The 18,429-nt window shown below is 68.9% G+C and carries 16 protein-coding genes; 10 read left to right on the top strand and 6 right to left on the bottom strand.

Annotation, left to right across the window (positions count from 1 at the left end; all coding sequences use genetic code 11):
- Positions 1–129: 129 nt before the first annotated feature.
- Entirely contained in the window at positions 130–858 is a 729-nt protein-coding gene (locus H1R19_RS19345) for a hemerythrin domain-containing protein (protein WP_188331227.1), read from the top strand.
- A gap of 127 nt (positions 859–985) precedes the next feature.
- Here H1R19_RS19345 and fbaA read toward each other — a convergent pair whose 3' ends face one another.
- A complete protein-coding gene (gene fbaA / locus H1R19_RS19350; protein WP_188331228.1) occupies positions 986–2,023 on the bottom strand; it encodes a class II fructose-bisphosphate aldolase in 1,038 nt (345 codons plus the stop codon).
- A gap of 251 nt (positions 2,024–2,274) precedes the next feature.
- Here fbaA and H1R19_RS19355 point away from each other — a divergent pair, with 251 nt between their 5' ends.
- A complete protein-coding gene (locus H1R19_RS19355; RefSeq protein ID WP_188331229.1) occupies positions 2,275–3,000 on the top strand; it encodes a VTT domain-containing protein in 726 nt (241 codons plus the stop codon).
- A gap of 56 nt (positions 3,001–3,056) precedes the next feature.
- Here H1R19_RS19355 and H1R19_RS19360 read toward each other — a convergent pair whose 3' ends face one another.
- The 5 genes from H1R19_RS19360 to H1R19_RS19380 form a co-directional block, all read right to left on the bottom strand.
- Entirely contained in the window at positions 3,057–3,755 is a 699-nt protein-coding gene (locus H1R19_RS19360; RefSeq protein ID WP_244970766.1) for a TrmH family RNA methyltransferase, read from the bottom strand.
- Between the two features lie 11 nt (positions 3,756–3,766).
- A complete protein-coding gene (pyrE, locus tag H1R19_RS19365) occupies positions 3,767–4,315 on the bottom strand; it encodes an orotate phosphoribosyltransferase (RefSeq protein ID WP_219849847.1) in 549 nt (182 codons plus the stop codon).
- Between the two features lie 74 nt (positions 4,316–4,389).
- Positions 4,390–5,409, bottom strand: a complete 1,020-nt coding sequence (locus H1R19_RS19370; RefSeq protein ID WP_219849848.1) for a hypothetical protein — start codon at positions 5,407–5,409, stop codon at positions 4,390–4,392.
- A gap of 37 nt (positions 5,410–5,446) precedes the next feature.
- Positions 5,447–6,448 carry a D-2-hydroxyacid dehydrogenase gene (locus H1R19_RS19375; RefSeq protein ID WP_188331232.1) on the bottom strand — a complete coding sequence of 334 codons (1,002 nt, stop codon included), beginning with the start codon at positions 6,446–6,448 and terminating at the stop codon, positions 5,447–5,449.
- A gap of 66 nt (positions 6,449–6,514) precedes the next feature.
- Positions 6,515–7,501: an Lrp/AsnC family transcriptional regulator gene (locus tag H1R19_RS19380; protein ID WP_219849849.1), complete on the bottom strand. Its 987-nt coding sequence runs from the start codon at positions 7,499–7,501 to the stop codon at positions 6,515–6,517.
- Between the two features lie 134 nt (positions 7,502–7,635).
- On the opposite strand from H1R19_RS19380, the gene H1R19_RS19385 reads away from it, so the two are divergent.
- The 8 genes from H1R19_RS19385 (at position 7,636) to H1R19_RS19420 (ending at position 18,336) form a co-directional block, all read left to right on the top strand.
- Entirely contained in the window at positions 7,636–8,739 is a 1,104-nt protein-coding gene (locus H1R19_RS19385) for an NAD/NADP-dependent octopine/nopaline dehydrogenase family protein (RefSeq protein ID WP_219849850.1), read from the top strand.
- On the top strand, positions 8,736–9,725 hold the full coding sequence (locus H1R19_RS19390) for a 3-hydroxybutyryl-CoA dehydrogenase (protein WP_219849851.1): 990 nt from the start codon (positions 8,736–8,738) through the stop codon (positions 9,723–9,725). The genes H1R19_RS19385 and H1R19_RS19390 overlap by 4 nt, the downstream gene beginning before the upstream one ends.
- A 282-nt stretch (positions 9,726–10,007) precedes the next feature.
- The gene (locus tag H1R19_RS19395; protein WP_244970767.1) at positions 10,008–11,279 is read left to right on the top strand and encodes an MFS transporter; all 1,272 of its coding nucleotides are present in this window, start codon (positions 10,008–10,010) and stop codon (positions 11,277–11,279) included.
- A 78-nt stretch (positions 11,280–11,357) separates the two neighbouring features.
- Positions 11,358–11,963 carry a DJ-1/PfpI family protein gene (locus H1R19_RS19400; RefSeq protein WP_219849853.1) on the top strand — a complete coding sequence of 202 codons (606 nt, stop codon included), beginning with the start codon at positions 11,358–11,360 and terminating at the stop codon, positions 11,961–11,963.
- Positions 11,960–12,400 carry a MarR family winged helix-turn-helix transcriptional regulator gene (locus H1R19_RS19405; protein WP_219849854.1) on the top strand — a complete coding sequence of 147 codons (441 nt, stop codon included), beginning with the start codon at positions 11,960–11,962 and terminating at the stop codon, positions 12,398–12,400. The genes H1R19_RS19400 and H1R19_RS19405 overlap by 4 nt, the downstream gene beginning before the upstream one ends.
- Positions 12,401–12,497: 97 nt before the next feature.
- On the top strand, positions 12,498–13,808 hold the full coding sequence (locus tag H1R19_RS19410; protein ID WP_188331235.1) for an aspartate aminotransferase family protein: 1,311 nt from the start codon (positions 12,498–12,500) through the stop codon (positions 13,806–13,808).
- Between the two features lie 11 nt (positions 13,809–13,819).
- Positions 13,820–16,831 (top strand): FAD-binding and (Fe-S)-binding domain-containing protein, encoded by a 3,012-nt coding sequence (locus H1R19_RS19415; protein ID WP_219849855.1) that lies wholly within the window; start codon positions 13,820–13,822, stop codon positions 16,829–16,831.
- A complete protein-coding gene (locus H1R19_RS19420) occupies positions 16,828–18,336 on the top strand; it encodes an NAD-dependent succinate-semialdehyde dehydrogenase (RefSeq protein ID WP_219849856.1) in 1,509 nt (502 codons plus the stop codon). Before H1R19_RS19415 ends, H1R19_RS19420 begins: the two co-directional genes overlap by 4 nt.
- Positions 18,337–18,429 lie beyond the last annotated feature (93 nt).

Raw genomic sequence — 18,429 nt, forward strand, 5'->3', positions numbered from 1 at the left:
GTTTCGCCCGTCGACGGCGGGGTAACCGCCGCCATGACCGCGACGTCGAGCCCCACCGGCGTGTGTACCCGCGGGAGACTCGGCGGGGCGTGGTCATGTCCGCCGACGCTGCAATCACGGGAGTGAGCCATGCGCCGATCACTGGCCGATCAGATCGAAGAAGAACTGGGTGGGCGCAACAGTGTGCTCAGCCGTCAGAAGAGGGACCACGTCGAACTCGACCGCCTCATCGGCGAGGCCGAGTCGTCGTCGGGCCCGGCCCGCGCAGCCGTCGTCAACGAGCTGTGCCGGCTCGTGTTCCCACACGCCTTCGCGGAGGAGGCCGTGCTCTGGCCTGCGATCCGCCGACGTCTGCCCGACGGCGAGAAGCTGACGTTGCAGATCGAGAAGGAGCACCAGACCATCAACGAGCTGTTCACCTCACTCGAAACTCTCGATGTGGACTCCGAGGAGCATCACCGGTTGTTCGGCGAGATCGTCCGTTGGCTGCGCGAGGATGTCCGCGACGAGGAGGACGTCCTGCTGCCCCGGCTGCAGGAGGTGAGTACCCCCGCCGAACTGGTCCGTCTGGGTACCTACTGGCAGGTGGTCCGATCCACCGCCCCGACACGACCTCACCCCGTGGTGGCGCGGCGCCCGCCGGGCAACGTGGTGGCCGCCGCACCGCTCAGTGCGCTGGACCGCATGCGTGATCGCCTCGACGCCGCGGCGCGCGGCGACCACGGGTGGTCGTCGGCGGCAAGGTCGGCCAGTGGCGCCCTCGCCACCATCGCCGGGGCCGTCGAGCACGTGCCGCCCCTCACCCGCGGGGAACGCAGTGCCACCAAGACCGGACACCGCGGTCACGACGCGCACTGACGGCGACACCCGGGCCGCCGGAACCCGGCCGCCCGAGAACCCGCGCCGAAGACCTCGGTCACCGAAAACAGTTCTGCCCGCACCCCTGTCGAGGGATGCGGGCAGAACTGTTGGTGAGGGGGTCGCCTCAGGCGCCGATCGACTTGCCGCTCGACTTGAGGTCGTTGCACGCCTCGACGACGCGCTCGCTCATGTTGGTCTCGGCCTTCTTCGACCAGCTGCGCGGGTCGTAGACCTTCTTGTTGCCCACGTCGCCGTCGACCTTCAGCACACCGTCGTAGTTGCTGAACATGTGGCCGGCGACCGGGCGGCTGTAGGCGTACTGGGTGTCGGTGTCGACGTTCATCTTCACCACGCCGTAGCTGAGCGCCTCGTCGATCTCGCTCTTGAGCGAGCCCGAACCACCGTGGAAGACGAAATCGAAGGGCTTGGCGCCTTCGCTCAGGCCGAGCTTCTTGGTGGCGACTTCCTGGCCGGTGTTCAGCACGTCGGGGCGCAGTTTGACGTTGCCCGGCTTGTAGACGCCGTGGACGTTGCCGAAGGTGGCGGCGAGCAGGTAGCGGTTGCCCGAGTCGCTCGCGCCGAGTGCCTCGATGGTCTTCTCGAAGTCCTCGGGGGTGGTGAACAGCTTGTCGTTGATCTCGTTCTCGACGCCGTCCTCTTCACCGCCGACGACACCGATCTCGATCTCGAGGATGATGTTGGCCGCGCCCGCCTTGGCGAGGAGCTCCTTGGCGATCTCCAGGTTCTCGTCGAGCGGCACGGCGCTGCCGTCCCACATGTGCGACTGGAACAGCGGGTTGCGACCCGCGTCGACGCGCTCCTGCGAGATCTGCAGCAGCGGGCGGACGTAGGTGTCGAGCTTGTCCTTGGGGCAGTGATCGGTGTGCAGGCCGATCAGCACGTCGTACTTGGCGGCGACGACGTGCGCGAACTCGGCGAGCGCGACCGCGCCGGTCACCATGTCCTTGACGCCCTGGCCGGAACCGAACTCGGCGCCACCGGTGGAGAACTGGATGATCCCGTCACTGCCGGCGTCGGCGAAACCCTTGATTGCGGCGTTGATCGTCGACGACGAGGTGCAGTTGATCGCGGGGAATGCGTAACCACCCTTCTTCGCCTTGTCGAACATCTCGGCGTATTGCTCCGGGGTTGCTATGGGCATCGACGAATCCTCCAGGGTGTTGGTGTGCTCTGGTGTTCGGGTTCACTCGCCCTCGGTTGGTGCTTCGGTGGCGAGCAGCCGGACTTCCCGCGGCCGGACTTCACCCAGTATGGCAGGTGCCACAGCGCCGGGCGCGGCCGCCGTTCAGGGCCCGGACCTGCGCGCACACGGCCGCGCATCTCATGCCGGGAGCTTCACTCGCCGCGTCGGAGATTCTGCCGCCGCGTCTCGCGCAGGTAGTCTGGGTTCCCGTGATCGACTCCGCACTTGCCACCACGACCACCAACCTGGCCTTGCTGCCGGGATTCCTGGACCCGGTCAACCTGCTCAACTCCTTCGGCGGCTGGATGCTGGCCGGTCTCCTGCTGGTGGTGTTCATCGAGTCGGGTCTGCTGTTCCCGCTGCTGCCGGGCGACTCCCTGCTGTTCACCGCGGGACTTATCGTCGCCGCGAAGTCGGCCGAGATCGAGCCGTTCGCCCCGCTGTGGGTGCTGCTCGTCACCATCCCGATCGCGGCGTTCCTGGGCGACCAGGTGGGGTACTGGATCGGCAAGAAACTCGGATACTCGCTGTTCAGGCCGGATGCGAAGATCCTCAAGCAGGTCTACATCGAGGAAGCGCACGAGTTCTTCGAGAAGCACGGCCCGGTCACGATCATCCTGGCCCGTTTCGTCCCGATCGTGCGGACCTACGCGCCGCTGGTCGCCGGTGCGGCGAAGATGCGCTACCCGACCTTCCTCCTGTACAACGCCGTGGGTGCGATCGCGTGGGGCGTCGGTGTCACCCTCTTGGGCTACTTCCTCGGCCAGATCGAGTTCATCCGCGACAACGTGGACTACATCTTCTTGTTCATCGTGTTCATCTCGGTTCTGCCGATCATCAGCGAGATCGTCAAGCGCATCGTGCGGTCCCGCAAGAAGATCGTCGAGGAGGCACCGATGCCGCGGTCGGACGAGTCGGAGAACTCACCCAGCTGACACGCCGGCCGAGTTGGCCGAGAGCCGTCAGGCGCGGGCCGCGGTCGAGGCCGACCTCACCACGCCCGGCCGAGATCGGCGTGCTGCCGGATCCACGCGTGCATCGCGATCCCGGCAGCGACGCCCGCGTTGATGCTGCGCGTCGACCCGAATTGCGCGATCGACACCGTCAGGTCGGCGTGACGTTGCGCGTCGTCGCTGACTCCCGGGCCTTCCTGGCCGAACAGCAGCACGCATTCCCGCGGCAGGTCGACGGTCTCGATCGGCTGTGATCCGGGCGTGTTGTCCACCGCCACGACGGCCAACCCCCGGCTGCGGGCCCAGTCGATGAGGTCACCGACGGTCTCGTGATGTTCCAGGTGCTGGTAGCGGTCGGTCACCATCGCACCGCGACGGTTCCAGCGGCGTCGTCCGACGATGTGCACCGCGGCCACCGCGAAGGCGTTGGCGGTGCGCACCACCGTCCCGATGTTGGCGTCGTGGGCGAAGTTCTCGATGGCGATGTGCAGCGGATGCCGACGGGCGTCGATGTCGGCGACGATGGCCTCTCGTGACCAGTATCGGTACGCGTCGACGACGTTGCGGGTGTCGCCCTGCTCCAGCAGTTCGGCGTCGAGGTGCGGATCGTCGGGGATGGGCTCACCGGGATGTTCGAGGGCCCACGGGCCGACGCCGACGACCTGCCCGGTCTGCCACTCGGTCGGGCCGGGGATGCCCTCGCCGCCCTCGGGAGTCGGTGTCTGCGCGTCGGTCACTGTCGGCGGGTTCAGGCGAGCCCGAGGTCGCTCAGGCCGAGCAGTGAGCGGTAGGGCACGCCGAGGTCGGTGATGACCTTGTCGGCGCCGGTCGCACGATCGACGACGGTGGCCACGCCGATGACGTTGCCGCCGATCTCGCGGACCGCTTCGACGGCCGTCGACGGCGACGCCCCGGTGGTGCTGGTGTCCTCGACGACGAGCACGTTGCGGCCCACGATGTCGGGTCCTTCGATTCGGCGCTGCATCCCGTGGGTCTTGGCGGCCTTACGGACGACGAACGAGTCGATGTCGCGTCCGTCGGCGTGCATGATCGACGTCGCGACCGGATCGGCGCCCAGGGTGAGTCCGCCGACGGCGTCATAGTCCCAGTCCGCGGTGAGCTCGCGCATCAGCCTGCCGATGAGGCGGGAGGCCTCGTGGTGAAGTGTTGCCCGGCGCAGGTCGACGTAGTAATCGGCCTCCTTGCCCGATGACAGGGTCACCTTGCCGTGCACGACGGCAAGTTCTCGGACAAGTTCGGCGAGCCGCGATCGGGCGGCCGGGTCGACCTCGGACATGCGGCAACTCACTCTCGATGGTTCTGGCGGGGTGGGGCGATCGGTGTCAACACGGTCCGGCGGGTGCGAGCCGATCAGCTGCGATGACGGTTCGGTCGTTCGCCGGTATCGCGCCGTCCGGCGGGATCACGGCGGGGTGCCTCGTCGGCGGAGCGGCGGTTCGGCTCGTCGGCGGAGCGGCGGTTCGGCTCGTCGGCGGAGCGGCGGGGTGCCTCGTCGGGCGCACCTGCCGATGACCGGGTCCCGGACCCGCGGACGGGCATCGGGGACATCCCCCGGCCACCGGCGGACGGCGCGGGCGGCGGCTTACGTGTCGAGGTGGGCACCCCGGAAGTCTTCGGGCCCGCTGCTGTGGGGGCAGGCGCGGAGCTGCCCTCGGCGGCCTGGCGACGGCGCTTGTCGCGCAGCGATTCGGTCTTCTCGTCGGCGAATTCGGCCCGCGTGGGTCCGTGCGGATCGCGGGGGTCGGGTGAGTCCTCGGGTTCGCGTGCCGGCGGCAGTACGCGGAGCAGGTCGGCGAAGCGTCGAACGACCTCGAGACCGGTGTTGAGCATGGCGGGATCGTTGGTCACCGGCATCGACCCCAGCGCCCAGTTGCCCTCGTTCCACAGGACCTCGACAAAGGCGGGCGCCTTGTTGGCCAGTGCCACCATCCGGCGGTCACAGACCCGGCGCGCGACGTCGAGATTGTTGGAGAACATGACGCGCGGGCCCATCGCGCCGAGCAGTTCCACGTCGTCCTCGGCGGGTGCGAGCACGTCTTCGTGACGCAGGTCGACGATGACGGGTGACGGGGAGGAGCGGCGCACGGCGATCACGGTCGCGGTCTCGGCCAGGTCGAAGACGACTGCTTCGACACCGCCGTAATGTCCGTATGCGACATCTTGAACCTCGATGTGGTCGCCGACGTTCATCGTGGCGCGGCGAAACACCTTGCGCAGTTTGGTGTCCGACTCGCGGAACTTGAACTCGTGCTCGTCGCCCCAGACCGCACGCTGATGCCGCGCGACGCTCGACCGCTGCCGGTCGAGCCACAACAGGACGCCCGCACCCAGCAGTGCCACTGCGGCGATCAGGAAATAGACGGTGGTCATCGCGCTACAGCCTACTATCGGCAGGCCCCCGGTGACGTCATCCGCCTCCGGATATGTAGCCGCGCTCCTTGTCGACGACGTTGACCAGCACCTCGGCGAGCGGTTCGGCGCCCGCTGCGACGTACCGTCGCAGGTTCTCCAGGGCCTGATCGGCGAGCGCGTCACGCCAGCCGTGTGCGTCTCCACTCATGTGCGCCGAGATCGCGACGCCGGGCAGATCCCACAACTCGCTCTCGGCGGGCAGCGGCTCGGTGGCGAACACATCCAGCGATGCAGCCCCGAGGTGCCCCGATCGCAGCGAGTCCGCCAGCGCCGCGTCGTCGACCAGTTCGCCACGTCCGACGTTGATCAGGTGGGCGCCCGGCTTCATCGCGGCCAGCATCCGGGCATCGATCATCCCGGAGGTCTGCGCGGTCAGCGGGGCGATGGTGACGACGTTGTCGAAGTCGCCGATGTGCCCGGTGAGTTCGGTGGTCGCGATGACGTGACCGAAGTCCGGGTCGGTCTCACGGGCGGTGCGTCCCGCGCCGACCACGCTGATGCCCACGGCCCGAAGCATTTTCGCGCAGGCGCGGCCGATACCGCCGGTGCCGATCACGAGCGCGGAGGTGCGATGTGTCGCAACCGTTTCCCGATGCTTCCAGACATGGTCCCGCTGCAGCGCCATCGATTCGTGTAACCGCTTGTCCCGCGCGAAGATCGACGCGAGGACGAACTCGGCGATGGGACGGTCGAAGACACCGTGCGCGTTGGTGACCACCACGTCGGACGCCGTCAGTTCGTCGAAGAGCAGGGAGTCGACACCGGCGGCGCACACGTGCACCCACCGCAGGGATGACGTGGCCGGCCCCCAGTTGTCCCGCAGTGCGCGAGAGAAGAAGTCCCACAACACCAGTACGTCGGCGCCCGGCAGCACCTCGCCGAGGTCGTCGGCCGTGCAGTGTCGCACCGTCGCAAGCTCTTCGATCTCGGCCAGGTTCGGCGGCGGGGCGACATCGGGCGCACTCAGCAGGGCGATCACTGGCGATTCCGGACTCATGCCACCCACCGTAGGGGCAACGGGCATGCACCACGCGACTCCGGCGACCGGTCCCGCAGGCGACGGTCACAGGAGGACCGGCACCGATCCGGTACGGCACCCGGATCGGTCGAGCAGCGAGCCCAGCCTTTTCGGGGTCTCCAGGGTCACCGTGCGATCGGCGACGACGAGTCCGGGAACCCGGCTCTCGAGTTCCTGTTCGAACTCGGAGAGTTCGCCGACGTTGTGCAGCCAGATCCCCATGAGGATGTTCGCCGTGCCCGTCACCTCGCAGCACACCCGCACCTGGGGCAGGTCGTCCAAGGCGTCCACCAGCGCCGAGATCGATCTCGACGAGGCGCGGGCCCACACGTTCGCGGTGACCGGCCACCCGCTGATGACATGGGCGACCTCGCATCTGATCGAGAGGACCCGTTCGGCGACCAGCGCGGCGAGCCTGCGCCGCACCGTCGGCGCGCTCAGGCCGCTGGCCGCGGCCAGGTCGACCGCGGAGCGCCGACCGTCCTCGGTCAGCGCCGCGATCAGGCGGAGGTCCATCTCGTCGGGCTCGTGTTCGAGCGGCCGATGCACCGGACGGTGCTCGGCGAGCACCGATTCCTCGGCTTCGGTCAACTTGTGCACCCGCCAGCGTTCGCTCTCGCCGAAGACCCGCATGACCACACGCGTCCTGGTACGCGCCACACCGTCGGTCTCGGCGAGACGCTGCACCCAGTCGCCGAGAAAGCCCAGATCCGGGACCATGACCGTCAGCAGCAGGTCACCGTCGCCCGCCGTGCGCTGGATCGTCGCCACATGTCGATCGCGTGCGAGACCCTCGACGACGGCGTGACGGCGGGACGCCACCTGCACCTCGACGAATGCACTGCATTGCGTGTTGAGATACGCGGCGCCCGGATACGTCACGATCCAGGCCAGCCCGTTGTCGACCAGCCTCTCCCACCGCCGGGCGGCGGTGGCCGCACTGACCCCGACGACGTCGCCGACGACGCCCCACGATGCCCGTGGAGCCACCTGCAGCGCGTGAACGATCTGATAATCGAGGGCGTCCGGCACGGAACAATCCTGCATCACGCGGGCATCTTTTTTCTCTATCGCCCGACGCCGGGACAGCCGGCGACAGCCCTCCTACGTTCCTCCCAACACCTAACGGCCGCAGGTGGCGGCCGGTGGATCGAGGAGGACAGTTCGTGAAGGTCTGTGTGATCGGCGGAGGTCACGGCTCATATGCCGCGGCGGCGGAACTGAGCGAGAACGATCACCACGTCTCGTGGTGGCGGCGGGACGGCGCGGCGTTCTCGCCGCTGGTCGAGCGCGGGGCCCTCGAGATCGACGATCATCGTGGCCGCCGGCAGGTGCGCGTCGACGACGGCGAGGGCATCGCGGTCTTCGCCGACATCGGCGAGGCGGTGTCCAACGCCGACGTGATCGTCGCACCGGTGCCCGCCTTCGCTCATGAGTCGCTTGCCCGGCAGCTCGCGCCCCATCTGCGCGACGGTCAGGTCGTCTACCTTCCACCGGGCAGCTTCGGCTCGGTCGTGTTCGCCCGGGCGGTTCGCGACGCGGGCAGTTCCGCGGATGTGGCGTTCGCCGAGACCGGCACCCTCCCCTACCTCGCCCGTAAGCACGGCGACACCCGCGTCGTGGTGAGCGGCTACGCCACGCGCCTGCCGACCGGCGTCTTCCCGGCCCGGCACACCGACCGCGCGCTCGCCGCCCTGAGCGAGGTCTACCCTGCCGTGGAGCGGATCGAGGATGCGCTCAGCGGCGCCCTGATGAATGCCGGGCCGATCATCCATCCGCCGCTGATCCTGATGAATGCCGGTCCGCTGGAACACTTCCCATCGTGGGATATCCACAACGAGGGCACCCAGGACTCGATCCGACGGGTCACCTCCGCCCTCGACGCCGAGCGGATCGCGATCCGGGAGGCACTGGGCTACTCCGCCCCGCACTTCCCGCTCGCCGATCACTACACCGCCGACGGCGACGAATGGATGTACGGCAACGCCGCCCACGAGAAGCTCACGGACAGCGGCGACTGGCGCGAACACATCGACCTGCGGACCCATCGGTACATGACCGAGGACGTCGAGATCGGGCTGGCGTTGCTGAGCTCGGTGGCGCGGTGGGCATCGGTGCCCGCACCCGTCATCGACGGTCTGCTCGCCGTCGCCGGTGCGGTGACCGGACGTCCCGCGTCGGCCGGCGGCCGGACAATGGAGAGTCTGGGTCTCGCCGAGCTCGACCGACCGGCGATGCGGAGCTTCCTCAACGGCGGGTTCTCGCGGTGACACCGACCCGCGTCGCCGTCGTCGGCGCCGGCCGCATGGGTCAGGGCATCGCCGCCGCGCTGGCCTTCGGGAACGTGTCGGTGACGGTTGTCGACCTCCGTGACCGCGGCGACGCCGGCGATTCTTACCTGCGGAGGGTGAGTTCGGCGATCCGCGCAGCCCTCGAGCACAAGGTCACACTCGGCCTGCTGCCGCGCCGGCTCCTCGACGACGTCGCCGCACGGGTCACGGTCGTCGGCGGGATCGACGCCGGGAGCCCGATGGCGTCCGCGGATCTCGTGTTCGAGGCCGTCCCCGAAGTGGCCGAGGTCAAGCGCGAAGCGTTCGCATGGATAGAGACCATGGTCGCCGGATCGGTCCCCATCGCCTCGACGACGTCGAGTTTCCTGGTCGACGACCTCGCCGGGTATCTGTCGGGCCCGGAACGATTTCTCAACGCGCACTGGCTCAACCCCGCCGATCTCATGCCCCTGGTGGAGGTGAGCCCGGGGGCGAAAACCACTGCGGCAACCGTGGACACCACCTGCGACCTGCTGATCTCCGTCGGCAAGACACCGGTGCGCTGCGCAGCCTCCCCCGGGTACATCGTGCCCCGCCTCCAGGCCCTGGTGATGAACGAGGCGGCCCGGATGGTGGAGGAGGGGGTGGCGACCGCGGCCGACATCGACACCGCCGTACGGATCGGCTTCGGTTCCCGCTTCGCGGTACTGGGGCTGCTCGAGTTCATCGACTGGGGCGGCTGCGACACCCTGTTCCACGCCTCGCAGTATCTGCGTGGTGAACTCGGCGAGCGCTTCGCGCCCGCGCCGCTCGTCGAGTCGAACATGAACTCGGGACGACGCGGAATAGCCGACGGTGCAGGCTTTTACACGTTCGGCGCCGACACCGTCGACGACTATCGCGCGCAACGGATCGCCGACTTCGCCCGCGTCCTCGACGCCCTGGGACGCCTGCCCCGTCATGAGGAGTTCGCCACCACCGACTGAGAGAGCGTCGCCCGCCGGCGATCTGACCCCACGAGGAACCCAGCGACCGCAGCCCCTGACCGGCCGCGCAATGGACGCTGCCAATGATGTGGCGCCGTAAAGCTTTTCCCTATTTCAACTCACGGCGTGTCCGACACAATCGAGTCATCCACGAGTACAGCCACGAACGTCGAAAAGCCGATCGGCGTTCGCCCATCCGATGAGGAGTGATCCGTGGTAACCCTAGAACCTTCCGTTCCACGCGCCCAACAGCCCCGTAGAGAGCGCACCAGCCGCGTCGCCGTGGCGTCCGGCGCCGGCACGATCATGGAGTTCTACGACTTCGCGATCTACGGCACCGCAACCGCGCTGGTGTTCAACAAGGTCTACTTCAACGTCGACGATCCCTGGTTCGGCACCTTCCTCGGATTCGCCACCTTCGCAGTGGGATTCGTGATGGCGCCCATCGGCGCGGTCATCTTCGGGCACTTCGGGGACAAGATCGGTCGCCGCAAGGCGCTGACGGCCGCCTTCCTGTTGATGGGCGGGTCGACGCTGGCCATGGGCGTCCTGCCGGACTACACGGCCATCGGGATCGTCGCGCCGATCATCCTGATCTTCCTCCGGATGGTGCACGGGATATCCCGGGGCGGTGAGATCGGCGGGGCCGCACTGCTTGCCGCCGAACACGCCCCGACGCATCGTCGTGGCCTGTACGGCTCGTTCGTCACCCTCGGCTCGCCGGTCGGCGGCATCCTCGCCAACCTGTCGTTCGCGCTCGTCCTGCTGATGCCGATGGAGCAGGTCCTGGCGTGGGGGTGGCGCATCCCGTTCCTGATCGGTGGCATCGTGCTGGCGATCGGCGTGTGGACCCGCACCAGGATCAGCGAGACCCCGGACTTCGTCCAGTCCCGGCAGGTCGAGAAGGAAAGCCCCCGTGCCTTCTCGGTTCTCCGCGAGAACTGGCGCCGTGTCGCACTCGCGGCCGGTATCAACGTCGGCCAGAACTGTTATGCCTTTCTGCTGTTCACGTTCATGCTGTCGTTCCTGACCGAGAGCGATCCGGGACGCGGTTTCGACCGCTCACCGGTCGTGTTCGGCAGCACGCTGGCCCTCGCCTGCCATGCCGCCACCGTCGTGCTGGGCAGCCACCTCTCCGACCGGCTCGGCCGCAAGCCCGTGATCGGATTCGGGATGGTCACCTCCCTGGCGTTCGCGCCGATCCTGTTCTGGGTCACCGCGGACGGGTCCCTGACCGCCTGCGTCACGGTCATCTCCATCGGCTTCGCACTCACCGGATTCGTCTACGGACCGATGCTCACCACCTTCGCCGAGCTCTTCCCGATCACCCAGCGCTACAGCGGCATCGGGATCGGATTCCAGGTCGGCGCGGTGCTCGGCGGCGGTCTCGCGCCGATGATCGCCAACCGCATCGTCAGCGCGACCGGGAGCGTCATCCCGGTCGGCGTCTACGCCGCGGTGCTGATGGCGATCAGCCTGTGCTGCCTGATGGTCATCCGGGAGACCGCACCCGTCGCCGCCGAGCGCACACTCCGGCAACGCCTGTCCGCCTGAGGACTCCCCGAACGGCTATTGACAGCATCCTGCTTTTTTGACAGGATGCTGTCATATCCGTTGTTCGGAGGAGACATCATGAAGACCGTCCATCTCGCCCTCTACCCGACACTGGCCGACTGGGAGTTCGGCTACGTGGCAGCCGGGATCAACAATCCCGAGTACCAGCGGGAACCCGGGGCCTTCCGGATCGTGACCGTCGGCGCCACCCACGATCCGGTCCGCACGATCGGCGGGATCACGATGGTGCCCGACACCACCCTCGCCGAGGTCTCCCCAACCGACAGCGCAATGCTCGTCCTGCCCGGCGCACAGATCTGGGATGCCAACGACGCCTTCGTCGACGCGGCCCGACGCTGGGTGGATGCCACTGTCCCGGTCGCCGGAATATGCGGGGCAACAGTGGGTTTGGCGCGCGGCGGCCTGCTCGATGACCGACGCCACACCAGCAACGCACCAGAACAGCTCACGCCGACCGGATATGCGGGCGCCGCACACTACGTCGACGCGCCGGCCGTCACCGATCGCGGCGTCATCACCGCGGCAGCAGTCGCCCCCGTCGACTTCGCCCGCGAGGTCTTCGCACTCCTCGGCGTCTACCAGCCCGCCGTCCTCGACGCGTGGTACCGGCTGTACGGCCACCAGGACCCCAGCGGGTTCTACGCCTTGCAGGGCGAGCGGTGACCGAACACCAGGACCTGCTGTCGGCCTCCGCGCTGACGGCTTTCCGCCTCAACGGCCAGTTCCTGTCACTCGCCGAACGCCTTGCCGAGCCCGCGGGCCTCACCGCCACCCGATGGCAGGTCCTCGGCGCGATACTCGGACAACCGCTGCCGGTCGCCGCGATCGCACGGGCGATGGGCATCACCCGCCAGAGCGTGCAGCGAACCGCCGACCTCCTCGCCGCGGACGGGCTCGTCGAGTTCCGGGACAACCCGGCTCATCGGCGCGCCAGACTCCTCGCCCCCACAGCGGCCGGTCTCGCCGCCGTGCGGGCCATCGATCCGGGACACCGCGTCGCCGCCGACCGGCTGTCGGAGATCCTCGACGCCGACCGTTGGCGCCAGGCGCTCGACGCCCTCCGGGATCTCAGCGCGGCACTCGACAAACTCCACCCCTGACGCACGTCACACGACGCCCGACACCTCGTCGACACGCACCCACCTGCACCGATGTCGAATTGTTGACAATCCGACGATCGGACGTCACGGTGTAGCAATGACGACAGCCAGCGCCGCCACCCGAGCCCGTACCGGCCAGATCGCCTCGCTCAGTCCCGTCCTCAAGCAGGCGACGCCCGTCGTCGTCGACCACGCCCTCGGTTCGTGGATTCACGGCACCGACGGCCGCGATTATCTGGACTTCACCACCGGCATCGGAGTCACCAGCACCGGGCACTGCCACCCGCATGTCGTCGCGGCCGCACAGGCCCAATGCGCGAAGGTGATCCACGCGCAGTACACGACGGTTCTGCACACCCCGCTGCTCGAGCTGACCGAACGTCTCGGCGGCGTCCTGCCCCTCGGCCTGGATTCGGTGTTCTACGCCAACTCCGGCTCCGAGGCCGTCGAGGCCGCGATCCGCCTCGCCCGGATGGCCACCGCCAAGCCCAACATCATCGTCTTCCAGGGCGGATTCCACGGCCGCACCGTCGCCGCGGCGAGCCTGACCACCGCGGGAACCCGCTTCTCGGCGGGCTTCTCACCGTTGATGAGCGGCGTCCACATGGCCCCGTTCCCCTACGCCTACCGCTACGGCTGGGACACCGACACCGCCGTCGACTTCGCGCTGCGCGAACTCGACTACCTCCTGCAGTCGCGGGTGGCCCCCAACGACACCGCCGCCTTCCTCATCGAGCCCGTCCTCGGCGACGGCGGCTACCTCCCGACACCGCCGCGGTTCCTGCAGGGCCTGCGCGAGCGGGCCGACCGCCACGGCATCCTCCTCATCCTCGACGAGGTGCAGGCCGGGTTCGGCCGCACCGGCAGGTTCTGGGGACACCAGCACGCCGACGGGCTGACCCCCGACATCCTGATCACCGCAAAAGGCCTCGCGTCGGGGTTCCCGATCTCGGCGATCGCGGCGTCGACCGAGCTGATGAGCAAGGCCTGGCCGGGCTCGCAGGGTGGCACCTACGGCGGCAACGCCGTCGCGGCCGCCGCGGCCGTGGCCACCCTCGACGTCATCGAGTCCGAGGGGCTCGTCGAGAACGCCCGCGTGCGCGGAGAGCAGTTGCTCACCGGCCTCCGCCAGGTGTGTGCCCCCTTCGCCGGCATCGGCGATGTCCGCGGCCTCGGACTGATGGCGGGCATCGAGTTCATCAGCACCGATGCCGCAGGCAACACCGCCCCCGACGCCGTGGCGGCCACCGCGGTGCAGCAGGCCACCACCGACCAAGGCCTGCTGACGCTGACCTGCGGACCGGCGGCCAACGTCGTCCGGCTGATCCCCGCGTTGGTCGTGACCGCCGAGGAGATCGATCTCGGCCTCAGCCGGTTCGGTGCGGCCCTCGCCGCGGTACTCCGCTAGATTTGCTCACGGTGGACATCGCAACCGAACTCACCGGCCTCGGTATCGAGGCCGACGCCTCACCCCGGCGCCTCGCCGAGTACTCCTACGACGCATCGAACTACCGCATCGCACCACTGGCGGTGACGTTTCCGCGCACGGATCGGGACGTGGCGACAATCGTGACCTGGTGTCACGACGCGGGCATACCGGTGATCGCACGCGGTGGCGGAACATCCATGGGCGGCAACGCGATCGGCCCGGGTGTCGTTCTCGACCTCTCCCGTCATCTCGACCGCGTGATCTCGATCGACGCCGAATCGTCGACGGCCGTGGCCGGATCAGGCATCGTGCTGACCACGCTCGCCGCCCACGCCCGCGAGGCGACCGGCGGCAGGCTCACCTTCGCACCCGACCCGTCGTCGGCATCGCGTGCGACGATCGGCGGCGCGATCGGCAACGACGCCTGCGGAAATCACTCGGTGCGGTACGGACGTACCAGTGATCATGTGGTCGAGCTCCATCTCGTCACCGCCGAGGGCCTGCTGCTCACCGCCACGCGCGACGGACTGCGGGCCACCGATCCGGAAGACACCGCAGCGGCCGCCCGCGCCGCGGAGATCTCCGGCGCGCTGCGGGAACTGGCCGCGGCCAACCTGTCGATCCTGCGCACCCAGCTCGAGACCATTCCACGTCAGGTCTCCGGCTACCACCTGGCGAAACTGCTGCCGGAGAACGGCTTCGACGTGGCCCGTGCACTCGTCGGCAGCGAGGGGACGTGCGCGATCGTCGTCTCCGCGAAAGTCCGTCTGGTGCCGGTCGCCACGTCGCAGCTGCTCCTCTGCGTGGGGTACCACTCCCCGGCCGACGCCGCCCGCGACGTACCGGCGATCCTGCCGTTCGCCCCGTCGGCGATCGAGGGCATCGACCGCAAGATCGTCGCCACCATGGCCGCCCGGCGCGGCCGCGACACCGTCGCCGGACTCCCCGACGGCTCGGCGTGGCTGTTCATCGACGTCGATTCGGAAAGCGCCGCAGCACAGGCGGAATCCGACGTTCCGGCCACCGCCAAGCGCCTGCTCGACCATCTCCGCGCGCAGGGGCGGATGATCGACGCCACCGTCGTCGAGGACCCGGCACGCCGCAAGGCGCTCTGGCGCATCCGCGAGGACGGAGCAGGGCTGTCGTCGCGGCTGGCCGACCCCGACGACGAGAGCATCGGCAACGACTACGAATCCTGGCCGGGCTGGGAGGATGCGGCCGTCGCCCCCGAGCGTCTCGCCGACTACCTCGACGACTTCACCGAACTCCTCGACCGTCATGGTCTCACCGGTGTGATGTACGGCCACTTCGGCGCCGGTTGCATGCACGTCCGCATCACCTTCGATCTGCGCACCGCGCAGGGCCGCGCGGTCATGGACCGATTCTGCAACGACGCCGCAGAACTTGTTGTCCGACATGGTGGTTCGTTGTCCGGTGAACACGGTGACGGCCGCGCACGTTCGGCACTGCTGCCGATCATGTACTCCCCGGCGATGATGGCGGCCTTCGCACGGTTCAAATCCATCTGGGATCCGGCAGGCATCCTCAACCCGGGCAGCATCATCGACCCGCCGCCGATCACCGCCGACCTCGCCCTCGCCGACGTCCCGCGGCGGTCGTGGCCGACCAGCTTCGATCTCGGCCACGGCTCCTCATCCCCCGGCGAACCGCGCCGGGCATCGGGGCCGGCCGCCACACCTGAGCTGCCCCTGCTCGATCCGTTCGTGCACGCGGTCCAGGGGTGCATCGGCGTGGGGCGCTGCCGCGCGGACACCGGCGGCGTGATGTGTCCGAGTTACCGGGCGACCCGCGACGAGAAGGACTCTACTCGCGGCCGCGCACGCGTCCTGCAGGACATGGTCCGCACCGCTCCGACCGTCGAGGAGGGCTGGCGCTCAACCGATGTCGCCGAGGCGCTCGATCTCTGCCTGTCCTGCAAGGCCTGTTCCACCGACTGCCCGACCGGCGTCGACATGGCGACCTACAAAGCGGAGTTCCTCGACCACCACTATCGGCGTCGGCTCCGTCCGCTGTCGCACTACTCGCTCGGCTGGATGCCGGCGTGGCTCTCCGCGGCGGGCGTGGCGGCCCCACTGATCAACCGCGCACTGACGTCGCGGCTCGGCGGCCTGGCCGCACACGCGGGTGGTATCGATCCCCGACGCACGATGCCCTCCTTCGCGACCCGGCGCGCACGTCGGACACACCTCGACCCGCTCGACCCGGTCAGCCCGGCCTCGTCGGTCATCCTGTTCGTCGACTCATTCACCCGCGCGTTCCGGCCGCAGGTGGCCACCGCGGCCGCCGGGGTCCTCGGCGCCACCGGTGAGGAAGTGGGTTGCACCGCCGACAACTGCTGCGGCCTCACCTGGATCTCGACGGGCCAGCTCGGCAAGGCACGCAAGGTACTCCGCCGCACCGCGGAGAACCTCGACGACGGCACCGACCGTCCCATCGTCGTCGCCGAACCCAGCTGCGCCGCCGCGCTCGCCAAGGATCTGCCCGAACTCGTGGGAACCGACGCCGCGCGCCGCGTCGCCGCACGCGTCCGCAGTTTCGCCACCCACCTACCGACACTGCTCGACGCGGGATGGCAACCACCCGCACTGCCCGACGAGGTCACCCTGCAGACCCACTGCCACGAGTACGCGGTCTTCGGCGCACGCGTCGGCGCCGCCGCGCTGGAGGCCCTCGGCGTGCGCGTCACGGTCGCCGACGGGTGTTGCGGCGTCGCCGGCAATTTCGGCTTCGAGAAGGGCCACTACGAGGTGAGCATGGCCGTCGCCGAGAACGGGCTGGCTCCCGCACTGCGCGACGACCCGTACCGGCCGGTCATCACCGACGGCTTCAGTTGCGCGATGGCCGTCGAACATCTCACAACCGTCGACGGTGAGCTCAGGGCAGCGCCGGAGATCCGCGGCCTCCACCTGGCCGAATTGCTGACCGGCACAACAGACCGACCGACCACCACCACCCACGACCACGGAGGAGCCCGATCATGACGGCCATCGCCCCGCACAGCGCAACCGCCGAGGCCATCTCGCGGATCCACACCGATCTGTTCATCGACGGCCGGTGGTCGCCCGCTGCCGCCGGTGACCGGTTCGACGTACTCAACCCGGCCACCGGGGAACTACTCGCGCAGGTCGCCGACGCCGACGCCACCGATGCCCGCCGCGCCCTCGAGACCGCCGCCGCGCACCAGTCGGGGTGGGCCGCGACGTCTCCACGCAGCCGTAGCGAGATCCTCTACCGCGCATACCAACTCATCATGGATCGCGTCGACGAGATCGCGTCGGTGATGACCGCCGAGATGGGCAAGCCGCTCGCCGAGGCCAAGGGCGAGGTCGCCTACGGCGCGGAGTTCTTCCGCTGGTTCGCCGAGGAGGCCGTGCGCATCGGCGGCGATCACACCACCACCGGCGACGGTGCGCATCGCGTCGTGGTGAGCAAGCAGCCCGTCGGTCCGTGCATCCTGATCACGCCGTGGAACTTCCCGCTGGCCATGGGCACCCGCAAGATCGGTCCCGCCGTGGCCGCCGGTTGCACCATGGTGCTCAAGCCCGCCGAGCTCACCCCGCTCACCACCCTGCTGCTCACGGACATCCTCGTCGAGGCCGGTCTGCCCGCCGGTGTCCTCAACGTCGTGACCACCAGCAATCCGTCGACCGTCGTCACCGAGTGGATGGAGAGCGGACTCGCCCGCAAGGTCAGCTTCACCGGGTCCACCGCGGTCGGCAAGACCCTCTTGCGCCAGGCGGCAGGCACCGTCATGCGCACGTCGATGGAGCTCGGCGGCAATGCACCGTTCATCGTGTGCGCCGACGCCGACATCCCGCGCGCCGTCGACGGTCTGATGCTCGCCAAGATGCGCAACATCGGCCAGGCCTGCACCGCTGCCAACCGGATCTTCGTGCACCGCAGCGTGATCGACGAGTTCACCGAGGCCTTCACCGCCAAGATGGCCGCGCTCCGGGTCGGCGACGGCGCTGCCGAGGGTGTCCAGGTCGGTCCGCTCGTCGAGCCCAAGGCCGTGGCGAAGGTCTCGGCGCTCGTCGACGACGCGGTGGCCAAGGGCGCCACCGTACGACTCGGCGGACAAGCCCCCGACGGCCCGGGCAGCTTCTACCCGCCGACCGTGCTGACCGGCGTCGGCCTCGACGCCGACCTGGTGCGCAACGAGATCTTCGGCCCCGTCGCCGCACTCATCCCGTTCGGCGACGCGGGCAAGCCCGACGACCCCGCCGCCGACGACGAGGTCGTCGCGCTGGCCAACGACACCCCGTGGGGCCTGGTGGCCTACCTGTTCAGTCAGGACGTCGACCGTTGCGCTCGACTGTCGGCAGCGCTGGAAGCCGGTATGGTCGGCGTCAACACCGGCGCCGTGTCCAATCCGGCCGCCCCGTTCGGCGGGGTCAAGGAGTCGGGACTCGGCCGCGAGGGTGGCCGCGTGGGTATCGAGGAGTTCCTCGACATGAAGTACACCGCCAGCCCGATCCGACGCTGACCGCCGGACCTGACCGCCGGACCCGTCCCCGAGCCCCCGCCCCTGTCCCCCTGCCGCTGTCCCTGTCCCCCTGCCGCTGAACAAGAATCGAGA

The sequence above is a fragment of the Gordonia jinghuaiqii genome, from assembly GCF_014041935.1.
Classification (GTDB): Bacteria; Actinomycetota; Actinomycetes; order Mycobacteriales; family Mycobacteriaceae; genus Gordonia; species Gordonia jinghuaiqii.